Genomic DNA, 19,021 nt, shown 5'->3' with positions numbered 1-19,021 from the left:
TAGGCGGCGATCTCGGTGAGCAGGAACGCGGGCCGGGCGACCTCCACGTGCCGGTGGGCGGGGATGCCGTAGGCCGCGCTCTGGGCGGCGGCGAGCGAGGACATCGACGGATAGAGGGTGCCCCGGTAGGAGACGGCGGGCCACTCCAGCGGTCCGAGTGTGGCGTGGTAGCTGATCACCCGGTCGGTGACGCCGGCCGCCGCGGCGTCCTGCATGAACGCCCAGGCCGTGAGGTTGCTGTCCTTGCCGCCGGACAGCTGCAGGGCAAGGAGGTCGTAGGCGGCCAGATCGGGGCGGCTGGCCGGGCAGACGGTGGAATGTACGGACACGGCTCCTCCAAGGAGAGCGAGAACGAAACGTTGGGGCGGGGACGGACGGCCTCAGGCCGGGTGGTGGGCGGCATGCAGGTCGGCGGCCGCCTGCCACCACTGCCGGCGGAGCTCGGATTGTTCGCGGGCCTGCCGGCACTGGCCGCGCTGGTGGTGCATGCCGCCCGACAGCGGCGTGAACAGGTGCGGGACGCACGGGCGCAGCAGCCTGATGTAGTCCTGGCCCCCGAGGAAGATCACGTCGGCGTCGTGGACTCCGAGGCGGGCGGCGTGCACGGCGACCTTCTCGGGGGTGATGGCCTTCGGGTCGCCGGGGCGCACGTTGTAGGGGAGCAGCGGCCGCTTGAGGTCCACCAGCCCGTGCAGCGCGGACAGGATCCGGATCAGCGACAAGTCGGTGAGGGCGTCTGCCGCCCGGCGCAGCGAGAGGTGGTAGTCGCCGATGTACAGCTCGCCGGCGGGGTAGCCCGCATGCGCGTTGCCGTACTCGTTCACGCCCGGATGGGGCCGTTTCTTGTCCCCACAGGCGGAAGCGCGCGGGTTCGCGGATTCCCGGAGTGGTGGAACGGAGAACCCGCTCGCCAGATCGTCGTGGAGAGGGATCCAGGAGCGAGTTCGCGGGGGCGGTGGTCCCCGTCAGCTTGACGAGGAGCGTGGCTCCTTGCGCATCCCGGTGGGGTCTGAGCAGGTGGCGATGAGCGCGGCAAGGAGCGATGCGGTGGCCAGCAGCCCGAAGAGGTGGGGATAGCCGCCGAGGAGGGGCGCGAGTGCGGCGCCGGCGAAGGGAGCGAGTGCCGCGGCGGTGGTAGCCGGGGCCGCGAGGAGGCCGGAGAGACGGCCGTAGTGGGTGTGGCCCCAGCGGTCGGTGACCGCGGTGGCCTGGAGCAGGGTGAGGTTGCCGCGCACCATGCCGGCCGCGACCGATACGGCGATCAGCAGGACGTATGGGCCTGGCGTCACGGCGAAGGCGATGGTGGTGAAGCCGCCCAGGGTGATGAGGACCGTGGTGCGCGTGGTCGCGGTCGTACGCCGGGCGAGGCCCGCGTACAGGGTGCGTCCCAGCGTCTGTCCGGCGCCGCCGATGCCGAGGACCCAGGCGGCCTGGGCGGTTGAGTAGCCGCGTTCGAGCAGCAGCGGGACGAGGGCGACGACCACGGCGTACATCGCGAACGCCGACACGGTGAACGCAGCGGCCAGAAGCCAGAACGGGCGGCTTCTGACGACGGGCGTGGCCCCGTCGGTGATGCCCCGCGCGGCAGGTGGGGCGGGCGGCCAGGGTGCACGCAGCGCCAGGGTGTGCGCGGGGATGGTCAGGGCGGCGAGCAGTCCGGCGAGGGCCAGGTAGGTGTGCCGCCAGGAGAGGTGCTCGGCGAGCAGGGCGGTCAGGGGTGCGAAGACGGTGGAGGCGAGTCCGCCGGCGAGTGTGACGATGGTGAGCGCGCGGACGTGGTCGGGGGCCCACCAGCGGGTGAGGGCGGCGAAGGCGGGCTGGTAGAACGTGGTCGCCATTGCGAGTCCGGCGAGGGCCCAACCGGCGAAGAAGACAGGCAGGTTGGGGGCCAAGGCCACGAGTAGCAGGCTGACGGTGCCGAGGACGGAGCCGGCGGTCATGACGGCGCGCGGGCCGCGCCGGTCCAGGACCCGGCCGACGCGGATTCCTGCGAGGGCCGAGACGACGAGGGCGAGCGAGAAGGCCGCGGTGGTCGCGCCCGCCGACCAGCCAGTCGCGTGCGTGATCTCGGGGTTCAGGACGGGGAAGGCGTAGTAGACGATGCCCCAGCTGGTGATCTGCGTCAGGCAGAGTGCGGGCAGGGCGGCGCGGGGCCGCGACCGGTCCCCCGATCCGGTCGCGGCCCCGCGGGCTGAGGTGTTGAGGTCGGTCACGAGCCGCAACAGCCGCCCGCCGGAGCCTCCTCGGCTGCGGTGGCACCGACGGCCACCGGGGTGCCGAGCTGGGGCGCCGGGGCGCAGCAGCCGCCGCTCTGGTCGGATTCGGGGGCGTCGAAAAGGCCGGCGCCGCCGCAGACTCCGGTCTCGGGCAGGGTCAGTTCGACGCGGTCGGCGGCGTCGAGGTCGCCGGCGATCGCGGCGGCGACGGAGCGGACCTGCTCGTAGCCGGTCATGGCGAGGAACGTGGGGGCGCGGCCGTAGGACTTCATGCCGACCAGGTAGATGCCCTGTTCGGGGTGGGAGAGCTCGCGGTGGCCGTGGGGGTAGACGGTGCCGCAGGAGTGCTGGTTGGGGTCGATCAGCGGTGCCAGGGCGACGGGCGCCTGGAGGCGCTCGTCGAGCCCGAGGCGCAGCTCGTCGAGGAAGGACAGGTCGGGGCGGAAGCCGGTCAGGACGATGACCTCGTCGACCGGGTCCAGGCGGCGGCCGTCCTCGCCGACCAGGATCAGGCGGCCGTCGTCTGCCCGCTCGATCGCTTCTGTGCGGAAACCGGTGACCGCGTCCGCGTGGCCCTCGTCGACGGCGGCCTTCGCCGCCAGGCCCAGGGCGCCGCGGGCGGGGAGCTGGTCGGCTTCGCCGCCGCCGAAGGTGGAGCCGGAGATGCCGCGGCGCAGGATCCACACGCCCTTCGTTCCCGCACCGTCGTCGGACTTGGCGAGGTCGGCGAGGTAGGCGAGAGCGGTGAAGGCGGAGGCGCCCGAGCCGATCACGGCGGTGCGCTTGCCCGCGTACCGGGCCCGGACGGCGGGGTCCTTCAGGTCCGGGACGCGGTAGGTGATCCGGTCCGCGGCGGCCTTCTCGCCGAGCGCGGACAGACCGCTGCCGCCGGCCGGAGACGGCGTGGTCCACGTGCCGGAGGCGTCGATGACCGCGCGGGCAAACAGCCGTTCCTCGCAGCCGTCGGTGTAGGTGACGTGGACGACGAAGGGCTGGACGTCGCGGTCGGCGTCGACGATCCGGTCCCGGCCGGCCCGGGAGACCCCGGTGACCTCGGCACCAGTGCGTACGCGCTCGCCGAGGGCCTCGGCGAGCGGCTGCAGGTACTGCTCGCACCAGTCGCCGCCGGAGGGGTAGGTCGCCGGGTCGGGGCGGGTCCAGCCGGTGGGGGCGAGCAGCTTCTCGGCGGCCGGGTCGACGACCTCGCCCCAGGTGGAGAACAGCCGCACGTGCGACCACTCGCGCACCGCTGCGCCGGCGGCAGGCCCGGCTTCGAGGACCAGGGGCTCGATGCCGCGCTCGAGCAGGTGGGCGGCGGCGGCCAGACCGGCGGGTCCGGCGCCGATCACGATGACGGGCAGCTCGGTGGTGGCGGGCGCGTTCACGGCGACTCCTTGCGTGTTTCGACATCTGTCGATGGCTTGCGCGGCCCAGCATGGCACCTGTATCGATAGACGTCAACATAGACATTCATCGAATCCAGGAGGTTCGTTCATGGAGTACGTTGACGTCGCGGTGATCGGGGGCGGGCAGTCCGGCCTTGCCGCCGCCCACGCCCTGCTGCGCGAGGGCCTTCGGCCGGTGGTGCTGGAGGCGTCCGGCGCCGCGGCCGGGTCGTGGCCGCGGTACTACGACAGCCTCACCCTGTTCTCCCCGGCCCGGTACAGCTCCCTGCCTGGCATGCCGTTCCCCGGTGATCCGGACCACTACCCGCACCGGGACGAGGTCGCCGCCTACCTGGCGGCGTACGCCACACGCCTGGACGTGGACATCCGTACCGGCCACCGAGTCACCGGCGTACGGCGAGGCGATGCAGGCTTCGAGGTGGAGGTGGCCGACGGCAACCGTGCACTGGCCGCGCGGGCCGTGGTCGCGGCGTCCGGCACGTTCGGCCACCCTCATCGACCCGCCCTTCCCGGTCTGGAAGGCTCCACCGGCACAGTGCTGCACACAGCCGAGTACCGCCGCCCGAAACCCTTCGCCGGCCAGCGGGTCGTGGTGGTGGGCGCGGGAAATTCCGCCGTGCAGATCGCCGCCGAGCTCGCCACGACCGCGCGGGTCACGCTCGCCAGCCGCGCGCCGGTGAAGTTCGCCCGCCAGAAGATCGCCGGACGCGACCTGCACTTCTGGCTGCGGCGCACCGGCCTGGACGCCGCCCCGCTCGGCGGCCTGCTGCGTCAGCCGCCCACACAGCTCGTCATCGACGACGGCCGCTACCGCGCCGCCCTCAACCAGGGCGCCCCGGACCGGCGGCCGGTCTTCACCGGCATCGACGGCGCGAAGGTCTGCTGGACGGACGGGAGCCGCGAGGAAGTCGACGCGATCGTGCTGGCCACCGGCTACCGGCCCGACCTGCCATACCTGGACGGCTTGGACCGCGCGCTCGACGCCGCCGGGCACCCCCGGCAACGCGGCGGCGTCTCGGCTACCGTGTCGGGCCTGGCGTTCACCGGGCTGGAGTGGCAGCGCTCCCTGTCCTCCAACTCCCTGCGCGGGGTCGGCCGGGACGCCGACCGCATCGCCCGCCACCTTGCCGCGCATCTACGGACTCAGTGACCCTCGCCCGCTTGGTTCGACATGTGTCAACATAGACGCATGTCGAATGCGAAGGTGCTGCCGCTGCTCGAGCCCGCCGACGGTCAGGGCGTGGCGCCGTGCTGCCCGCCGCTGACCGAGCGGCCGATGACCGCCGAGGAGGCCGAGACCGCCGCGCGGATGTTCAAGGCGCTCGGCGACCCGGTCCGCCTGCGGCTGTTCTCCGCTGTGGCCTCGCACGAGGGCGGGGAGGCGTGCGTGTGCGACATCTCCGACGTCGGTGTCTCCCAGCCGACGGTGTCCCATCACCTGAAGAAGCTGAAGGAGGCTGGGCTGCTCACCTCCGAGCGGCGCGGCACCTGGGTCTATTACCGGGTTGAGCCGTCCGTGCTGGCGGCGATGGGCAAGCTGCTGGCCCTGCCGGCCGCGGCCTGACCGGTACGGGAGGGGGGAACGTCGTGGGGAGCGGATTGGCGAGCGCGGTGATCGTGCCGCTGGCGCCGAAGCACGCGGGGCAGGTGCTCGCCATCTATCAGGCGGGGATCGACGAGGGGAACGCCACCTTCGAGACCGTCGCACCGACCTGGGAGGCGTTCGACGCGGCGAAACTGCCCGAGCACCGCTTCGCCGCCCTGGACGCGGACGGGGCGGTGCTGGGCTGGGTGGCCGCGAGCCGGGTCTCCGACCGGTGCGCGTACGCGGGGGTGGTCGAGCACTCCGTCTACGTCCACCCGGACGCCCGCGGCCGCGGCGTCGCCTCCGCCCTGCTGAAAACTCTAGTGGATTCCACCGAACGGGCCGGGATCTGGACGATCCAGTCGGGGATCTTCCCCGAGAACACCGCCAGCCTCGCTGTCCATGAGCGGGCCGGCTTCCGTGTCCTCGGCACACGGGAGCGGATCGGGCGCCATCACGGCGTCTGGCGCGACGTCGTCCTCGTCGAGCGCCGCAGCCCCGCCATCACCTGACCGGTCACGACAGCTGGGCGATCGCGCGGACAGCGTCGCGGGCGGTGCGGCCGACGCCGATGAGGGTGGCCGAGGCCGGGCCGGTCCAGTCGCCGTAGCCGAGCAGATGCAGCCGCGGCTCGCCCAGAGCGCGCGTGCCGTCGGTGGGGATGTGGCCGCGCGGGCCGCGCAGGTTCAGCGGGGCAAGGTGGGACAGGGCCGGGCGGAAGCCGGTGCACCAGATCACCGCGTCCGCGTCGCTCTGGTTGCCGTCAGCCCACCGGAGACCGGTAGGGGCGAGCTGCGCGAACATCGGCTTCGCGGTCAGGAGTCCGGCGTCGCGGGCGGCGCGGACGGGCGGCACGGCCACGATGTCGCCGAGGGAGGCGACCCCGCCGGTGTCGGTGCGGCCGACGTCCAGGGCGCGGCGGCGGGCGGTGGCGACATCGAACAGGGCCCGGCCGTCGATGTCGTCCGGCAGGAACCGCGGCGGGCGTTGGGTCACCCACGTCACCTCGACTCGGCCGTCGAGGGCGAGGTCGGCGGCGATCTGGGCGCCGGAGTTGCCGCCGCCGACCACGATGACGCGCTGGTCGGCGAAGTCGGCCGGACAGCGGTAGTTCACCGTGTGTAGCTGCCGCCCGGTGAAGACCGATCTGCCAGGGACGGCGGGCAGGAACGGCCGCGACCAGATACCGGTGGCGCTGATGACCGCGCGGGCCCGCCACGTGCCGGAGTCCGCTTCGACCAGGAGCCGGTCTGCGTCGCGGCGTACGGCGTCCACGCGGGTGCCGCGCTGGACGGGCAGGTCGTAGCGCTTCTCGTAGTCGGCGAGGTAGTCCACCACGTGCCCGGCGCCCGGGTACGTCTCGCCTCCTTGGGCGGGCATGAGGCGGCCGGGGAGCGAGGAGTGCTCCGCCGGGGAGAACAGGTGCAGCGAGTCCCACATGTGCTGCCACGACCCGCCCGGCGCCGCCTCCGCGTCCAGGATCACGAAGTCGAGACCTTGGCGGCGCAGGTGGTAGCCGGCGGCGAGCCCTGCCTGGCCGCCGCCGACCACCACCACATCCGTCTGCTGGGTCACGGGGCCGTCGTTACCGCGCCCGGGGCGAACTTCCTTCGCCAGGCAAGCGCGACGTAGACCAGGCCGATCAGCACTGGGACTTCGATGAGCGGGCCGACAACGCCGGACAGGGCTTGGCCGGAGGTGACGCCGAAGGTGGCGATGGCGACCGCGATGGCCAGCTCGAAGTTGTTGCCCGCCGCGGTGAAGGCGAGGGTCGCGGTGCGGTCGTAGGCCAGACCCAGGCCCTTGCCCAGGAGGAAGGTGCCGAAGAACATGACCGCGAAGTAGACCAGCAGCGGCAGCGCGATCCGGGCGACGTCGAGGGGCTGTGAGGTGATGGTCTTGCCCTGGAGGGCGAAGAGGATGACGATCGTGAACAGCAGCCCGTACAGCGCCCAGGGGCCGATCTTCGGCAGGAACTTCGACTCGTAGTCGGCGCGGCCGAGCTTCTTCTCGCCCAGGCGGCGGGTGAGGAACCCGGCGGCGAGCGGGATGCCGAGGAAGATGACGACGTTGAGCGCGATCTTCCCCATGGAGATGTCGAGGTGCTCGCCGTCGCCGAGGCCCAGCCAGCCGGGCAGCAGGTCGAGGTAGAACCAGCCCAGCAGGCCGAACGCGAGGACCTGGAAGACCGAGTTCAAAGCGACGAGGACGGCGGCGGCCTCGCGGTCGCCACAGGCCAGGTCGTTCCAGATGATGACCATGGCGATGCAGCGGGCCAGACCGACGATGATCAGGCCGGTGCGGTACTCGGGCAGGTCCGGCAGGAAGATCCATGCCAGCGCGAACATGACCGCCGGGCCGACGATCCAGTTGATGACCAGCGAGGAAATCATCAGCTTCCGGTCGCCGGTGACGGCGTCGAGCCGGTCGTAGCGGACCTTCGCCAGCACGGGATACATCATGATCAGCAGGCCGAGCGCGATCGGCAGGGAGATCCCGCCGATCTCCACCTTCGCCAGGGCGTCGTTCAGTCCCGGGATGAGCCGGCCGAGCCCGAGGCCGACCGCCATGGCGATGAGGATCCACACTGCGAGGTAGCGGTCGAGGGTGGAGAGCTTCTTGACGATCGAGTCGTCCCCAGCCGCCTCGGCGTTCGTGGCGCGGGCGGTGGTGGGCTCGGTGGAGGTCACGGGCAGGCCCTCTTGTTTTCGGCGGCGGTGCGGGCGGATTCGGCGAGCTCGGCGAACTGTCCGGACAAACCGGCCAGAACGTCGGGCTTGAGCTTGTAGTAGGTGAACCGGCCGCACGGCTCGGTCTCCACCAGCCCGGCCTCGCGCAGCACCTTCATGTGGTTGGACAGGTTGGTCTGCTTGGCCCCGGTCTCCTCCACCAGGTGCGTGGTGCACAGCGTCTCGCGCGCCAGCAGGGTCACGATCTGCAGCCGGAGCGGATCGCCCAGCGCCCGGATCACATCAGGATCGACTGAAGTCAGCATGCGCTGATACTCTCACATCACCGTTCGCTGATACCAGCGGATGCTGATGTCATGGGTGGCGTGCAGCCGCCGCGAGACGAGAGAGCCCCTCATGCCCGAGAGCCCCGGCACGAAGCCGTCCGTCCTGTTCGTCTGCGTCCACAACGCCGGCCGCTCCCAGATGGCCGCCGCCTGGCTGACCCACCTGGCCGGCGACCGCGTCGAGGTCCGCTCCGCCGGCTCCAACCCCGGCGACCAGGTCAACCCGGCCGCCGTCGAGGCCATGGCCGAGGTCGGCATCGACATCTCCGCCGAGGTCCCGAAGATCCTCACCGTCGACGCGGTCCGCGAGTCGGACGTCTGCATCACCATGGGCTGCGGCGACACCTGCCCCGTCTTCCCCGGCAAGCGCTACCTGGACTGGAAGCTGGACGATCCGGCCGGCCAGGGCGTCGAGGCCGTCCGCCCGATCCGCGACGAGATCAGGACCCTGGTCGAGGGACTGATCGCCGAGATCGCCCCGGCGAAGCCGGAGGCGACGGCGTGAGCGAGATACGCCACGTCGTCATCATCGGCTCCGGCCCGGCCGGCTACACCGCCGCCCTCTACACCGCCCGCGCCCAGCTGCAACCCCTGCTGTTCGGCAGCAGCATCTTCGTCGGCGGATCGCTCACGACCACCACCGAGGTCGAGAACTTCCCGGGCTTCCCCCAAGGCGTCGACGGCCCGGTGCTGATGGAGAACATGCGGGCCCAGGCCGAGAAGTTCGGCGCCGAGATGGTCGACGACGACATCGTCGAGGTGAACCTCACCGGCGACATCAAGCTCCTCACCGACTCCGCCGGCACCGTCCACCGCGCGAAGACCGTGATCATCGCGACCGGTTCCGGTTACCGCAAGCTCGGCCTGCCGAACGAGGACGCACTCTCCGGCCGCGGTGTCTCCTGGTGCGCGACCTGTGACGGCTTCTTCTTCCGCGACCGCGACATCGTCGTGGTCGGCGGCGGCGACACCGCCATGGAGGAAGCCACCTTCCTCACCCGCTTCGCCCGCTCCGTCACCGTCGTCCACCGCCGCTCCACCCTGCGCGCCTCCAAGGTCATGCAGAACCGGGCCTTCGCCGACGACAAGATCTCCTTCGCTTTCGACAGCGAGATCGCCCAGATCAAGGAGACGAACGGCATGCTCGGCGGCGTCGTCCTGCGCGACGTCTTCACCGGCGCCACGCGCGACCTGGACGTGACGGGCCTGTTCATCGCCATCGGCCACGACCCGCGCACCGAGCTGTTCACCGGCCAGCTCGAGCTGGACAGCGAGGGCTACATCCAGGTGGCCTCCCCGACGACGCGTACGAGCCTGCCAGGAGTGTTCGCGGCCGGCGACGTCGTCGATCACACCTACCGCCAAGCCATCACCGCCGCCGGAACCGGCGCGGCCGCTGCCCTGGACGCAGAGCGCTACCTCGCCGCCCGCGGCACGTCCGAGACCGAGCCGGAGACCGCTGCCGTCCCGGCCTGAGCGGTACTGGCAGGCGGGGTCGTCCGGAAGCTCCGGGCGGCCCCGCCACTGTCGTTCCCGCCGCTGGCCGTCACCGGGGAAGCTGGGAGGTCTTCTCCGGGTGGGCCACCCCGACGTAGTGCATGGCGGTCTTCTCCGTGATGCCGAACAGGCGCATCAGCTTCAGCGGATCGCCGGTCTCGAACGCCTCGTTCAGGGTCCGGTCCTGTCGCAGGCCGTCCAGCGTGAATCCCTTAAGCAGGTGCCGGTGCAAAGCGCGTGGGTTCGCGGATTCCTGGACGCCGCAGTGCCGCAACTCGGACGTCAATAGGAGTTCTGATGTGAGCTTCGCGTCAGTTCCCTGCTTGGCGGATGTTGTCGATCGGCGTGGGGAGGGACGCGATCGTGTCGTTGCCGGGCGACGGGGCGCTAGCCGCTCGGCCAGGCCCCACGCGAGCACCGTTAGCTCTTTCCCTATTCCAGCCGCTCGGTTGCGACCTGGGTTTCCCGAAGGTTAGGGCCCGGCACAAGCATCAGCGCAATGCCCCCCGGTGTCAGTGCGTGATCTTTCTATTACTATCTGTCACCGTTGAGGAAGGGTGTCCGGCGGCGCAGCCGCGTATGGGGCATTCCGCCTCGATGTCGAAGGAGCAGTGCATGAGGTTCGGAAGGACTGCCTGGCGATCCGCGGTGACCGCAGCCGTGGTGGCGGCGGGGCTCATTTCGGTCGCCGCCTCGCCGACGGCGTCCGCTGCGGGGAGGACCACGATCGGGGAAGCGGCAGGGGCCGCGCAAGCCACCCGAGCGGTTCCGTACAGGGACATCGGCGACAGCGCCTACACCGGCTTCCTGGGCGGCCAGGTGACGTTCACCCAGATCGATTCCCGCACGGTCCTGATGACCGGCCAGTTCAACGAGGGGTTTTACGAGGGCGAAGCCTGTCTCCTGCACGTCGGTGATCTGCCGGCCGTGACCTTCCAGGAGATCGGCGCGACCATCAACCCGCCGGGAACGTCGGCATTCGAGCACCAGTTCAAGGACACGACCACCGACGACGTCACCGGCGTACAGCTCCGTGTCGTCTGCGACGACAACGTGATCGGTACGAGCGACGCGACCGTGCCCGCCTAGAGCGGACCTGCCGACCTCTCGGTTCACCTACCGGAATGGAGCACCACATGACGAGCACCTTCACCTGGGACGACGCCGGGACCGCCGACCACGACTTCGTGGTCGACTTCGTGCGGTTCGACCCGCAGACCCCTGCCAAAGGACAGTCCGTCACCGTGACCGCGGTCGGTGCCCTTCGTGTCCCCATCACCAGCGGCACGGTGCAGACGAAGGTCAAGTTCGGGGTGGTGCATCTGGTGAGCGCAGAGGAGGCTCTCCCCGCGACCGAAGCGGGCCCTTACGCCCCGCAGGCCACGTTCACCGTCGACGAGAACTGGCCCGCAGGTAAATACAGGGGGATTTTGTCGTTCATGGACCAGGACAGCACGGAGATCGGCCGCGTTGACATCGCCTTCTCCCTTTCCTGAGTGCCCGGCACCCAGAGCCGGTGAACAAGCCTCAGCCGCACCCTTTACGGGCGTGCGACGGGGTGGCGCGGACTGAATGACCACCGGGAACGTGACCCCTCGCGGCTCGTGAGCGACACACCCGAAACTCCGTCAGGCGTCTTCACCGGTAATGGCGGGCGAAGGCGTCCCAGTGCTAACGCTTCAGAAAGGTTTTCCATGGCTCAGATCACACTCCAAGGACGCCCCGTTCAGGTCGAGGGCCCACTGCTCTCGAAGGGCGAGAAGGCGCCTGACTTCAGGCTGGTCGACAAGAGTCTGCAGGACCTGTCGCTGCGTGACCTGGCGGGCAAGCGCAAGCTCCTCAGCTTCTTTCCGAGCGTCGACGACGCCACGTGCGCGGCCTCTGTGCGCAAGCTCAACGGCAGGGCCGGCGATCTGGCCAACACCGCAGTGCTGTGCGTCTCCGCCGATCTGCCCTTCACGCACTCCCGGTTCTGCAGCGCCGAGGGCCTGGACAACGTGATCACCCTGTCGACCCTGCGTGCACCCCACTTCCTGCAACAGTACGGCGTGCAGATCGCCGGCGGCCCGCTTGCCGGGGTGGCCGCCACCGCCGTGGTGGTGCTGGACGAACGCGACGTGGTGCTGCATTCGCAATTCGCTGCTGATGTCGCCGCCGAGCCCGACTACGACGCTGCCTTCGCGGTCCTGAAGTAGCACCTGTCCGGCCGGCCGAGTGCGTGACGCCTGGGGTCACATGCGGTGGTCGGGGGCCAGGTGGGGCGGGCGGTCTTGCTGGGCCCTCCCGCGGCCGAAGGCGCGAGGGCCCAGGATTCTCGTAGACCAGGTCGCAGTAACTCGTACGAGAGACTCCGGAATCTCAGACGGTGTCTTCACCTGATCACGGTTGTGGATCATGGTGCCGCGGCACGTCGCCCAGAGCTGTCTCAGGTGGCGGACGATGCCCGAGCCGGTGAGGGTGAGTCCGGGGGCCACCACACGCCCCGGCCTGGCCGGGGCAGCATCGCATGGGAGAGACCGCAGATGCCCGAAGTGACCGCTTCGCACTACCGGCCCGGCATGCCCTGCTGGGTCGACCTGATGGTCCCTGACCAGCAGGCGGCCATCGACTTCTACCGGGACCTGTTCGGCTGGCAGGGTGAGATCGGCCCGCCGGAGGTTGGCGGGTACGCGACGTGCACCCTGAACGGCAAGCCGGTGGCCGGCATCATGAAGGCCCAGCCGATGAACGGGGGCGGTCTCCCGGCGTGGACCACCTACCTGGCCAGCACCAAGGTGGACGCCACCCAAGCCGCGATCACCAGGGCGGGCGGCTCTGTGACGGCCCCGGCGATGGACGTCGCTACCCTCGGCCGGATGCTGGTGGCCCTGGACCCGACTGGCGCCGCCATCGGCGTCTGGCAGCCCATCGAATTCTACGGCGCCCAGGTGGTCAACGAACCCGGCGCGCTCGCCTGGAACGAGCTGCGCACCTCGGACATCGACAGCGCCGTGTCCTTCTACAAAGAGGCGTTCAGCCTCGGCTCCAGTGAGACGGAGAGCGACTACTACGTGCTCACCGTCGACGACCTCCCCGCCGGTGGCATCACCAACATGGAGGGCACCCCCTCAGGGGCGGCCTCACACTGGCTGCCGTACTTCGCGGTGACCGACACCGACAGCACGGTGGACGCGCTGCTGAGGGCGGGCGGCAGGGTGATCACCCCGGCGTCCGACGGCCCGCAGGGCCGGACGGCCGTCGTGGCGGACCCACAGGGCGCCGTCTTCACGGTGATCAGCCTCACGGAGTAGGCCCTTCCCCGTATCGCCTGCCTTGTTTGGCGGCACCGCCTAACCAGGCCCCTGATGAGTGCGAGTCGGTGGATGCCGCTCGCACTCACCGGGGCAGCTTCGCTGTGCGTTCCGGGTGGGCTGCGGTGATGTACCGCATGGCGGTCTGCGGGGAGATGCCGAACAGGCGCATCAGGTGGAGCGGGTCGTTGACCTCGAACGCCTCGTCACGGATCCGGTCCTGCCGCAGCGTCGGCATCGTGAGTCCGGTGGGCCGGAAGATGGCGGTGAATGTGGTGCCGATGGGCGAGTGGGTGGTGTCTACCGCGGTCCATCGGTTGATCAGTAGATGCGGGTTGGTGGTCGCCGGCCAGCGGCGGTGACGTTCGCGCAGCCATTCGGAGGCGCAGCGGTAGGTGAGCTCGTCCAGGTAGATGATGTGGCGTTTGCCGGGGCGTCGGATGATGAGGCGTTCACGGGGCAGGTCGAGGTCGGTGAGTAGCAGGTGGCGCATGTCGGTGCCGCTGAGTGCGTGGACGCAGACCAGCACCATCACCAAGCGCTGGAAGTCGTTGCGTGCGTGGCTGAGGACGCCGGCCAGCCGGTCCGAGGGAACGGAGGGCGGGGTCTTGTTGATTCCGGCGAAGACGAGCCCGCGGGTGGGATCGCGGAAGATCACGTTTTCCTGCCGCAGGGCACGGAAGACGTTCCGCAGGACGATGTGGATGGAGCGGGCCGGCGTCCCCTTGCGGGTGGCGATGGCTCGTTTGACGTCGTCCTTGGTGATCTCGCGCAGGCTCTCGACGCCGTCTGCGATCCACTTCTTGAGGATCGGGTCCAGGACATGCCAGTAGCGGGCGAGGCTGCGGTAGCTGCGGCCGGCGTGCTCCCACTTGCCCTCTCCGCGCACGGCCTTGATCCAGACTGCGAGTTCCTGTGCGATCGTCGCAGGCACTGCGGCGAGCTCGGCCTCCAAGCGCTTCTGGTGCGCGTCTCGGCGAAACTCGGCATCTGGGATTAGCAGCCCCCGGGTCCCGTCCTGCATCCCCGGGCTTCGATCTGGCGGCGTTCGCCGGCGGAGCCGGTAGCGGCGGGCGCGCGGCGCTGGGCACTGTGCCTTGTTCGCGACTCCGACCGGCCGCGTCGTCGGGCTGACACCGGACCTCAGAGACTGCCTTGCGGTGACCTCGCCACCAAAGTTTGGTTACTGTGAGAGATGCAAAGATCGCTCTAGGTGATTGAGGCGTGATGGGTGACATCAGCAAGCCCGAGATCGTGTGGGCACAGCGAAGCAGTGCGTCGGACCCGGCGAAAAACATCCTGTATGTGACCGTCAATCTGCGTGACATTCAGGAGGGCACGCTCGTCTGCGAGCTGACGTCCACGTCACTGCACTTCAGCGCCACCGCCGGCACGGGCGGAACGGCAGCCGACTACGCGGCCGACCTCGACTTCTACGCCGAGATCGATCCGCAGAAGTCCTCCCGGCGGCTCACCTCACGCGCTCTGTCCCTGGTTCTGCGCAAGAGCGAGACGAAGGAGGAGTACTGGCCTCGTCTGACGAAGGACAAGACCTCCCACGTCAAGATCGACTTCGACAAGTGGGTGGACCAGGACGAGCAAGACGGCCAGGACAGCGACTTCACGGACGACTTCGACTCCATGGGCGGTCTGGGAAGCATGGCCGAGGCGGACATCGACGAGATGCGCAGGCAGTAGGTCCTCCCTGAGAACGGCGAGGACGGCGGTCCGCCCGCCGTGCACACAGCCGTCCGCAAGCCCGCCGGCCCTGGCCTGACACCGGGCAAGGACGACCGCGCGGTCATCACTCACGGTCACACCAAAGCTGCCCGAAAGCCTCCGGCGGAACCGGAGGGGTGCGCCGCGAAGGGGCAGGGAGTGCCACGCGTGCGGGGCAGGGCCCCGGGCCGTCACCGTGCCAGCGCTACGCGCGGCGTGTGCCCGAAGGGCCTGGACGGCCGGGCGCCGCCGCTGCCCCGCGCCGTCGGCCGGCTCCAGGACCGGGCCGAGGCGCAAACGGCGCCCCCTCCGGCCGGGCCACAGGCTCCCCGCGGCCGGGCACACGCTGGTCGGGACGCCCGGCCGCGGTCACGATCGCCTCGTGCTGCGCCGCGGGGAGCCTTGGCAGAACCGGTTCGGTGGTGGAAGCGGGCAGGGATGAGTGCATGGGAAGGCCTTTCGGGAAGCTTGGCCGGAGCATGCGGCCGGGCGGTGAACAGGGACGGGGCAGGGGCACGGCCGCCCCGGTCGCACACGGTGGTGGCGGCCAGGTGGCGGGTGGCCTCTTGTCAGCCCGCCGGCTCGGGATCGGGGCGCTTGGGGTAGGACTGAACGGAGGGGAGACCGAGCCGGATCTGCTCGCGCTCGCGTCGGTTGCGGCCGAGCCGGTAGATGAAACGGTGCATGCCCCGGTGACGTAGATTGCGGGCGCCGACGGCGGCCAGGGCCTCGCGCAGCCACACGGCCGGATCGCAGCCGGCCCGCGGAGCAGGCGCCCCCAGGGCCACGAGCTTGGCGGTGGCGTACTTGCAGCCCTGCTCCTGGCGGCCGATCTTCTGGGCGGCCCGCTCGGAAGCGCGCGGGTTCGCAGAATCCCGACGCTGCCTGCGGGCGAACCCATATGAGGAGGTGTGCGTCTACGCCCTCGCCGTGTGGGTTCCGAGTCGGGCACCCTCTAAGAGGGGCTCTTCGGCAGCAGACAGTCCGAGCACATCCTTCGGTCTGTGACCTTTCGCTTTACGACGTACGAGTTGTCGATGTGTCCGGGTTGCCGGGCGATTGCTTACGGGAGACCAAGGACCTCACCTCAGGACGTCGCCTGAAGAAAGGTACTCGTGCCGATGCTCGGTTCGATCTGCCTTTCGGCCTGGACATTCTGATCCAAGCTGGGACCCCAAGTCGACCCGATCGTGAGCCATGGATGGTCTCTCAGGACACCGTCCAGTTGAAGCTCGATTGATTTCAAGACAGCGGGCCACGAAGGCGACCCTGGTCGGGCAGTGCCCGCAATGGCAGGTGGTAGGAGCGCCAGTAACCTCGCGGCCCACAGCGGTGCCTCTACTTGGCGGCGGTGACCTTTCGGAGGGCGGCCTGTGCGGCCCAGTAGCCCGACATGCCGTGTGCACCGGCTCCGGGAGGCGTGGCGGCCGAGCAGATGAAGACCCCGTCGACCCCGGTGGCGTAGGGGTGCAGCGTGACGCGGGGACGGAACACGAGCTGAAGCGGGTGGTTAGAGCCGGACACGATGTCGCCGCCGACGTAGTTGGCGTTCTTGCGGGACATTTCGGTGGTGCTGCACACGGCCGTGCTGCGGATGCGGTCGCGGAAGCCGGGCGCGAAGCGCTCGATCTGGGCGACGATTGCCTCCGTCGCGTCCCCGGTGTAGCCGGCCGGCACGTGGGCGTAGGTGTAGAACGGGTGCACACCGTCGGCGGACCGCGAGGGGTCAGCGAGGTACTGCTGCGCTGCCAGGACGAATGGCCGGTCCGGCATGCGGCCGCGGGCGACGCTCGCCTCGGCTGACGCGATCTCCTCGAACGTCCCGCCGACGTGCACCGTGCCGGCGTGTCGGCTCGGCTCGTGCGTCCACGGCACACCGCCCTCGACGGCGAAGTCGACCTTGAAGGCGCCCGGGCCGTGGCGGTAGGTGCGGTACGCGCGTGCGGTGTGCCGTGGGAGTCGGTCGCCGATGATGTCGGCCGCGGCGCCGGGGGCAGTGTCGAGCATGACAAGGTCGGCGGGGCCGAGCTCTTCGAGGCTGGTGACCGTGTGTCCGGTCTCGAACAGCACGCCCCGCTGCTTCGCTGCGGCGATCATCGCCGTGGAGATGGCGGCCGAGCCGCCGACGGCGGCACCCCAGCCGTACCGGTGGGCGGCGGTGCCGAGCGCCACGCCGATGGCCGAGGACGCGAGGGCGTCGAGCGGGCGGAAGGCGTGCGCGGCGAGCCCGGCGAGCAGAGCGCGGGCCTCGTCCTCGTGCCAGCGTCGGGCCAGGAGCGAGGCGGGTTGCCCGGCGTACAGTCCGAAACGGCCGAGGTGGAGCGGATGCCTTGGGATGTGGAGCACCGGCTGCAGGAACTCGTCGGCGATCGTGTCGAAACGGTCGTTCAGCGAGCCGAACACGCGGGTCCAGGTGCGGCCGTCGCGCCCGCCGAGGTCGCGGCCGGTCTCCTCGACCGAGCGGTAGGCGGCGGCGCCGCGTCCGTGGTCAAGCGGGTGGGAGTACTGCACCTGCGGCTCCACCCACGACAAGCCGTGCTCGGCGAGGTCGAACGCCTTTGAGAACCGCGTGGCGATCGCCAGTGGGTGGATCGCCGCGCACACGTCGTGCACGAGTCCCGGAAGGGTCAGTTCCGCCGAGCGCGTGCCGCCCCCCAGGGTGTCGGCAGCCTCGATGACGCGCACCCGGACCCCGGCGTCGGCCAGTACGAGCGCGGCCGCGAGGCCGTTGGGGCCGCTGCCGACGACGACAGCGGTCGTCACGATGTCTCCTCGTCCGAGCTCACGGCTGATGCGCTCGTCGGCGCGACGGCGGTGCGCAGACGCGGCTTGTCGAACTTGCCGACGGGGTTCTTGGGCACCTCGTCGATGAAGGTCACCGAAGTCGGCAGCTTGAACTTTGCGATCCGCTCCGTCAGGAACGCGACGAGCTCGTCCTCGTCGAGGGACGCGCCCTCCTTCAGGGCGACGAACGCGACGGGCTCCTCGCCCATGACGGGGTGGGGGCGGCCGACTACCGCGGCCTCGAGGACGGCTGGGTGTGCGTGGATGGCGTGCTCGATCTCCTGGGGATAGATGTTCTCGCCACCGCGGATGATCATGTCCTTCACCCGGTCAACGATCCGCAGGTAGCCGTCCTCGTCGAGGACGCCGACGTCGCCGGTGTGCAGCCAGCCGTCTTTGAGGGCCTGGGCGGTCTCCTCGGGCCTGTTGAGGTAGCCGCGCATCACCGTGGGGCCCTGGATGACGACCTCGCCGCGCTCGCCCAGCGGCACCAGGGTGCCGTCCGGGGCCATGACGGCGACCGTCTGGCCGGGGAGGGCGACGCCGACCGTGCCGGGCTTGCGGACACCGTCGAGCGGGTTGCTCGTCGAGGCGCAGGTGCCCTCGGAGAGCCCGTAGCCCTCGACCAGCACCACGCCGAAGCGTTCCTCGATCCGACCGATGAGCGCAGCCGGCATCGGAGCCGCTCCGCAGGCGACGAAGCGCAGCGAGCTGGTGTCCGGCTCGACCTCCAAGGGCAGGTTCGCGAGCATCGTGTAGATCGCCGGAACTCCCGAGAAGTAGGTGGGACGCGCGGTCTCGAGGGTCGCGAAGAAGGTCTGAGGGTTGAAGCGCCCGGTGATGGTCGCCTGCCCACCCGCGCGCAGGGGCGCCAGCACGCTGACCACGATACCGTTCACGTGGAACAGCGGCAGGATCAGCAGGCTGTGGTCGCGCTCGTCGAGCGACAGCGCCTCGACCATTGCTCCCGTCATCGCGTCGAGGTTGGCGTGGGTGAGCTCGACGCCCTTGGGGCGTCCGGTGGTGCCGCTCGTGTAGACGAGCAGGGCTAGGTCGTCGAGGTCCGGCTCGGCCGGGTCCACGTCGACTCCTGCATCGGTCGCGGTGAGGTCCTCGGGCGCGAGTGTCGTGACGCCCTCCAGCGAAAGGCCGTCGTGGGTGACGAGCACGCGCGAGCCGGAGTCGGCGACCTGATACTCGACCTCAGCGCCGGCCAGGGCGGGGTTCACCGGTGTGACGGCGGCACCGAGGCGCCAGGCGGCGAAGAGCGCGACCACGAGGTCCGTCCGGTTCGGCAATCGGACCGCGACCACCGCGCCGCGAGCCACCCCGTGGGTCGCGAACACGCAGGACGCGGCCTCAACCCGTGCTGCGAAGGCCTCATTGGTGAGCGTGCCGACGGTCTCGTCGGAGAGGCACGGGCTGTCGGGTCGGGCGCCGGCCCGCCTTGAGGGAAGAGATGCGAGGTGCATAGGGCGTCCTTCGAGGAGAGAGGGAGGCAGCCAACG

At 70.3% G+C, this 19,021-nt stretch carries 21 protein-coding genes and 1 pseudogene; 10 read left to right on the top strand and 12 right to left on the bottom strand.

Features of this window, described 5'->3' with window-relative positions:
* The 4 genes and pseudogenes from IE271_RS33415 to IE271_RS33400 all read right to left on the bottom strand — a co-directional run.
* Positions 1-329: pseudogene (locus IE271_RS33415) on the bottom strand (phosphoadenosine phosphosulfate reductase); the annotation flags it as partial.
* 51 nt (positions 330-380) lie between these two features.
* Complete coding sequence (locus tag IE271_RS33410) at positions 381-824, bottom strand: DUF6884 domain-containing protein (RefSeq protein WP_190194239.1); 444 nt, start codon at positions 822-824, stop codon at positions 381-383.
* A gap of 141 nt (positions 825-965) precedes the next feature.
* Positions 966-2,213 (bottom strand): MFS transporter, encoded by a 1,248-nt coding sequence (locus IE271_RS33405; protein ID WP_190194238.1) that lies wholly within the window; start codon positions 2,211-2,213, stop codon positions 966-968.
* On the bottom strand, positions 2,210-3,601 hold the full coding sequence (locus IE271_RS33400) for an NAD(P)-binding domain-containing protein (RefSeq protein ID WP_190194237.1): 1,392 nt from the start codon (positions 3,599-3,601) through the stop codon (positions 2,210-2,212). The genes IE271_RS33405 and IE271_RS33400 overlap by 4 nt, the downstream gene beginning before the upstream one ends.
* 109 nt (positions 3,602-3,710) lie before the next feature.
* On the opposite strand from IE271_RS33400, the gene IE271_RS33395 reads away from it, so the two are divergent.
* The 3 genes from IE271_RS33395 to IE271_RS33385 are packed head-to-tail and all read left to right on the top strand — an operon-like array spanning position 3,711 to position 5,719.
* Positions 3,711-4,772 carry a flavin-containing monooxygenase gene (locus IE271_RS33395; RefSeq protein WP_190194236.1) on the top strand — a complete coding sequence of 354 codons (1,062 nt, stop codon included), beginning with the start codon at positions 3,711-3,713 and terminating at the stop codon, positions 4,770-4,772.
* Positions 4,773-4,811: 39 nt separating this feature from the next.
* Complete coding sequence (locus tag IE271_RS33390) at positions 4,812-5,186, top strand: ArsR/SmtB family transcription factor (protein WP_085573763.1); 375 nt, start codon at positions 4,812-4,814, stop codon at positions 5,184-5,186.
* A 23-nt stretch (positions 5,187-5,209) separates the two neighbouring features.
* Positions 5,210-5,719 (top strand): GNAT family N-acetyltransferase, encoded by a 510-nt coding sequence (locus tag IE271_RS33385; RefSeq protein ID WP_229919721.1) that lies wholly within the window; start codon positions 5,210-5,212, stop codon positions 5,717-5,719.
* 4 nt (positions 5,720-5,723) lie between these two features.
* Here IE271_RS33385 and IE271_RS33380 read toward each other — a convergent pair whose 3' ends face one another.
* From IE271_RS33380 to IE271_RS33370, 3 genes are read right to left on the bottom strand one after another with little or no spacing between them, the layout of a single operon-like run.
* On the bottom strand, positions 5,724-6,782 hold the full coding sequence (locus IE271_RS33380) for an ArsO family NAD(P)H-dependent flavin-containing monooxygenase (protein WP_190194235.1): 1,059 nt from the start codon (positions 6,780-6,782) through the stop codon (positions 5,724-5,726).
* Positions 6,779-7,897: an ACR3 family arsenite efflux transporter gene (gene arsB / locus IE271_RS33375; protein ID WP_190194234.1), complete on the bottom strand. Its 1,119-nt coding sequence runs from the start codon at positions 7,895-7,897 to the stop codon at positions 6,779-6,781. Before arsB ends, IE271_RS33380 begins: the two co-directional genes overlap by 4 nt.
* Positions 7,894-8,202 (bottom strand): ArsR/SmtB family transcription factor, encoded by a 309-nt coding sequence (locus IE271_RS33370; protein WP_030931680.1) that lies wholly within the window; start codon positions 8,200-8,202, stop codon positions 7,894-7,896. Before IE271_RS33370 ends, arsB begins: the two co-directional genes overlap by 4 nt.
* Positions 8,203-8,293: 91 nt before the next feature.
* Here IE271_RS33370 and IE271_RS33365 point away from each other — a divergent pair, with 91 nt between their 5' ends.
* Positions 8,294-8,728 carry an arsenate reductase ArsC gene (locus tag IE271_RS33365; protein ID WP_190194233.1) on the top strand — a complete coding sequence of 145 codons (435 nt, stop codon included), beginning with the start codon at positions 8,294-8,296 and terminating at the stop codon, positions 8,726-8,728.
* Positions 8,725-9,699, top strand: coding sequence for a thioredoxin-disulfide reductase (gene trxB, locus IE271_RS33360; protein WP_190194232.1), 975 nt, complete (start codon positions 8,725-8,727; stop codon positions 9,697-9,699). Before IE271_RS33365 ends, trxB begins: the two co-directional genes overlap by 4 nt.
* Positions 9,700-9,769: 70 nt before the next feature.
* Here the strand turns inward: trxB and IE271_RS33355 are convergent, their stop codons facing one another.
* The gene (locus tag IE271_RS33355) at positions 9,770-9,952 is read right to left on the bottom strand and encodes a hypothetical protein (RefSeq protein WP_190194231.1); all 183 of its coding nucleotides are present in this window, start codon (positions 9,950-9,952) and stop codon (positions 9,770-9,772) included.
* Positions 9,953-10,335: 383 nt separating this feature from the next.
* On the opposite strand from IE271_RS33355, the gene IE271_RS33350 reads away from it, so the two are divergent.
* From IE271_RS33350 to IE271_RS33335, 4 genes are all read left to right on the top strand, one after another.
* The gene (locus tag IE271_RS33350) at positions 10,336-10,809 is read left to right on the top strand and encodes a hypothetical protein (RefSeq protein WP_190194230.1); all 474 of its coding nucleotides are present in this window, start codon (positions 10,336-10,338) and stop codon (positions 10,807-10,809) included.
* Positions 10,810-10,856: 47 nt separating this feature from the next.
* Positions 10,857-11,216 (top strand): ML domain-containing protein, encoded by a 360-nt coding sequence (locus tag IE271_RS33345; protein WP_190194229.1) that lies wholly within the window; start codon positions 10,857-10,859, stop codon positions 11,214-11,216.
* A gap of 198 nt (positions 11,217-11,414) precedes the next feature.
* Positions 11,415-11,915 carry a thiol peroxidase gene (gene tpx, locus IE271_RS33340; protein WP_190194228.1) on the top strand — a complete coding sequence of 167 codons (501 nt, stop codon included), beginning with the start codon at positions 11,415-11,417 and terminating at the stop codon, positions 11,913-11,915.
* A 327-nt stretch (positions 11,916-12,242) separates the two neighbouring features.
* Entirely contained in the window at positions 12,243-13,010 is a 768-nt protein-coding gene (locus IE271_RS33335; protein ID WP_190194227.1) for a VOC family protein, read from the top strand.
* A gap of 85 nt (positions 13,011-13,095) precedes the next feature.
* Here IE271_RS33335 and IE271_RS33330 read toward each other — a convergent pair whose 3' ends face one another.
* Positions 13,096-13,965 carry a site-specific integrase gene (locus IE271_RS33330; RefSeq protein WP_190194226.1) on the bottom strand — a complete coding sequence of 290 codons (870 nt, stop codon included), beginning with the start codon at positions 13,963-13,965 and terminating at the stop codon, positions 13,096-13,098.
* A gap of 272 nt (positions 13,966-14,237) precedes the next feature.
* Here IE271_RS33330 and IE271_RS33325 point away from each other — a divergent pair, with 272 nt between their 5' ends.
* Positions 14,238-14,708, top strand: a complete 471-nt coding sequence (locus IE271_RS33325; protein ID WP_190194225.1) for a p23/wos2 family protein — start codon at positions 14,238-14,240, stop codon at positions 14,706-14,708.
* Positions 14,709-15,298: 590 nt separating this feature from the next.
* Here the strand turns inward: IE271_RS33325 and IE271_RS33320 are convergent.
* The 3 genes from IE271_RS33320 to IE271_RS33310 form a co-directional block, all read right to left on the bottom strand.
* Complete coding sequence (locus tag IE271_RS33320; RefSeq protein WP_190194224.1) at positions 15,299-15,472, bottom strand: hypothetical protein; 174 nt, start codon at positions 15,470-15,472, stop codon at positions 15,299-15,301.
* Positions 15,473-16,067: 595 nt separating this feature from the next.
* Entirely contained in the window at positions 16,068-17,492 is a 1,425-nt protein-coding gene (locus IE271_RS33315; RefSeq protein WP_190194223.1) for a phytoene desaturase family protein, read from the bottom strand.
* Positions 17,489-18,985, bottom strand: a complete 1,497-nt coding sequence (locus tag IE271_RS33310; protein ID WP_190194222.1) for a class I adenylate-forming enzyme family protein — start codon at positions 18,983-18,985, stop codon at positions 17,489-17,491. The genes IE271_RS33315 and IE271_RS33310 overlap by 4 nt, the downstream gene beginning before the upstream one ends.
* Between the last annotated feature and the right edge of the window lie 36 nt (positions 18,986-19,021).

Origin of the sequence: Streptomyces minutiscleroticus, assembly GCF_014650875.1 — a bacterium.
GTDB lineage: Bacteria > Actinomycetota > Actinomycetes > Streptomycetales > Streptomycetaceae > Streptomyces > Streptomyces minutiscleroticus.
The sequence above is the reverse complement of the archived record's forward strand: the minus strand, read 5'-3'. Positions and strand labels throughout refer to the sequence as shown.

Coding starts and splice junctions, on each gene's coding strand:
- IE271_RS33395 (WP_190194236.1), top strand. CDS start 3,711: ATGGAGTACGTTGACGTCGCGGTGATCGGGGGCGGGCAGTCCGGCCTT.
- IE271_RS33390 (WP_085573763.1), top strand. CDS start 4,812: ATGTCGAATGCGAAGGTGCTGCCGCTGCTCGAGCCCGCCGACGGTCAG.
- IE271_RS33370 (WP_030931680.1), bottom strand. CDS start 8,202: ATGCTGACTTCAGTCGATCCTGATGTGATCCGGGCGCTGGGCGATCCG.
- IE271_RS33365 (WP_190194233.1), top strand. CDS start 8,294: ATGCCCGAGAGCCCCGGCACGAAGCCGTCCGTCCTGTTCGTCTGCGTC.
- IE271_RS33350 (WP_190194230.1), top strand. CDS start 10,336: ATGAGGTTCGGAAGGACTGCCTGGCGATCCGCGGTGACCGCAGCCGTG.
- IE271_RS33345 (WP_190194229.1), top strand. CDS start 10,857: ATGACGAGCACCTTCACCTGGGACGACGCCGGGACCGCCGACCACGAC.
- tpx (WP_190194228.1), top strand. CDS start 11,415: ATGGCTCAGATCACACTCCAAGGACGCCCCGTTCAGGTCGAGGGCCCA.
- IE271_RS33335 (WP_190194227.1), top strand. CDS start 12,243: ATGCCCGAAGTGACCGCTTCGCACTACCGGCCCGGCATGCCCTGCTGG.
- IE271_RS33325 (WP_190194225.1), top strand. CDS start 14,238: ATGGGTGACATCAGCAAGCCCGAGATCGTGTGGGCACAGCGAAGCAGT.
- IE271_RS33310 (WP_190194222.1), bottom strand. CDS start 18,985: ATGCACCTCGCATCTCTTCCCTCAAGGCGGGCCGGCGCCCGACCCGAC.